Here is a 2,187-nt window from a genome sequence, read left to right on the forward strand (position 1 = left end):
ACAACCCGACGCCGAAACCCTGCCGCCCAACCCCGCACACCATGCCTGAACAGCGAAAAGTCATACGCCACAAGCGGATTGCGGATGCCTTCTGAGAGGCCGTCGATGGCAACGGAGCGTGGCCATGCATTCTGCTGACGACCTGACAGATTCCCAGAAGAAGGCCCTGGAGCGGATTGCGGGCGACCTCGGTCAAGTCAGGGAGCGGCTCCAGTCGCTCCATGGCGAGGCACGATCCCTGCTGTCAGACGGTGACTCCGATCCCGGCCCCGATGTCTTCCCCTGCCACGTCTGCCACAGGTGTCCGGACTTCGAATTTCCAAGAACTCCGACCAGAGGGCTCGACTGCGCAAGGCACGGCTGCGGCCACAGCATCACTTCCCACGACTTCTTCTGACTGAGAGCGGCCTGGCTCACCCGGAGTGACCGCGTTCTGGCTGCGGATCCGTGGGCAGGCCGTAAGCGTGTGGGCGTCATCCGGGTGGTCGGCGGGTGCTTCGCCGCAGCCGGCCCTGTCGTTCTGTGAGCAGGCGCAGCCGCGATCGGTGGTGTACCGGCGCGGAGTTCCGTGAGGGGGCCTGCTGGGTCCTGAGAGCGGCCCGGAAGGGCTGGGGGGCTGCCAGGCCGCCGTGGAGGGTGTGTCGGAGGGCTGTTGCCGGGGCGTGGGTGCTGTCGCGTCGCCCTGTCACGTGGGGTGCTGTCGTGCCCTGTGACGTGGGCGGATGCCAGGTTCCCCTGGGTGTGGTGGGGGCGCGACAGGTGGGCGCGACAGCCGCGGGTCCGGGCCGCCGCCCAAGGGCCGCCGGGTACGGCGGGGACGGCGTCCGCTGTCGGGGCCGGCCTTCTCCTGGTGGTGGGGTTCGGTGGCTGGTGCTCGGCAGCGCGGGGAGGGGGTTCGTGTCCGGTGACAGCGGACCCGGACCGATTGCCATCGAAGGTGGACCAACGCGATTTCGCGACAGCGAAGATGGACCACCGCAGGTCAGGAGTGTGAAACCCCACCGGAAGCGGAGCAGGCTCCGGGTGAGCACCAGCCATCCCCGGTTGCGGCGCGTGGCTGGTTTCTTCCCCGCCTTCTTCCGGTACCGAAGCGGGATGACCGACTCTGACCAGACAGCGGACCTGAGCTCTGTGAGGAGAACCGGTATGAGCGGTATTCGGAACAGGGGGCGTGGGAGCGCCGGCGGTGATCGGCAAGCGTCGGAGGCCCCCGGCCCAGCAGGCATGACGCTCTTCGACGACATCTACGATCAACCGGATCCTCGGGCCTACTTCCAGGCGTTGGGCCCGCTGGAATACCAGACACCCCATCACGGACAGAGCGTCTTCCGGCGGGCGCTCGCGGCCCGCAGGCGGACAGCCCGCACGGCGGAACCGGTGACCGTGCTGGACATCTGCTGCTCGTATGGCATCAACGCCGCCCTCCTCAACCATGAGGTGACACTGGACGACCTGTACGCCCACTACACGTCGCCACAGGCCACCGCCCTCACCACAGCCGAACTGATCGAATGGGACCGCAGCTACTACGCGGCTCGTCGGCGCCATGACCCAGCCCGGGTAATCGGACTCGACATGGCCACGAACGCCATCTCCTACGCATGCGAGGTCGGCCTGCTGGAAGAGGGCTTCGCCGAGAACCTCGAAACAGCGCACCCCTCGCAGCCCCTGCTCCGCGCCGCACGGCACGCCCGTCTGATCACGATCACCGGAGGGACGACCTTCCTGACCGCCCACAGCTTCCAGCCGATCCTGACCTGTGCCCAGGACCCGGTGTGGGTCGCGGCCTTCGTACTGCGCACCACCCCGTACACGTCCATCGCCGCATGCCTGGCTTCACACGGCCTGGTCACAGAGAAGGCCACCGCGCACACGTTCCGGCAACGACGCTTCACCAGCGCGGATGAACAGCAATACGCCATCCAGGCAGTGACCACGACCGGCGATGACCCGCAGGGGAAGGAGACCGACGGCTACTTCCACACCATGCTGCACTTGTCGCGCCCGCCTGAAGACGTGACGGCATTTCCACTGACCGACATGATGCCGATCGGGTGAGCCCAGCCCTGCCCACACGCCCCGAACTCCCCGGTCTCAGAGGACGTTAAGTCCCTTTACTCACGGTTGGGGATCGCTCGTTCGTGTGATCGTTCGATGAACTGACGTGTTGGCCGGGGGGTAGGTGAT

At 66.8% G+C, this 2,187-nt stretch carries 1 protein-coding gene; it reads left to right on the forward strand.

Translation table 11 applies throughout. The features are described 5' to 3' along the window. Positions 1-1,224: 1,224 nt before the first annotated feature. Positions 1,225-2,058: a hypothetical protein gene (locus ACZ52R_RS43430; protein WP_465755571.1), complete on the forward strand. Its 834-nt coding sequence runs from the start codon at positions 1,225-1,227 to the stop codon at positions 2,056-2,058. Positions 2,059-2,187 lie beyond the last annotated feature (129 nt).

The sequence above is a fragment of the Kitasatospora sp. NPDC034023 genome (assembly GCF_055575795.1).

Coding starts and splice junctions, on each gene's coding strand:
- ACZ52R_RS43430 (WP_465755571.1), top strand. CDS start 1,225: ATGACGCTCTTCGACGACATCTACGATCAACCGGATCCTCGGGCCTAC.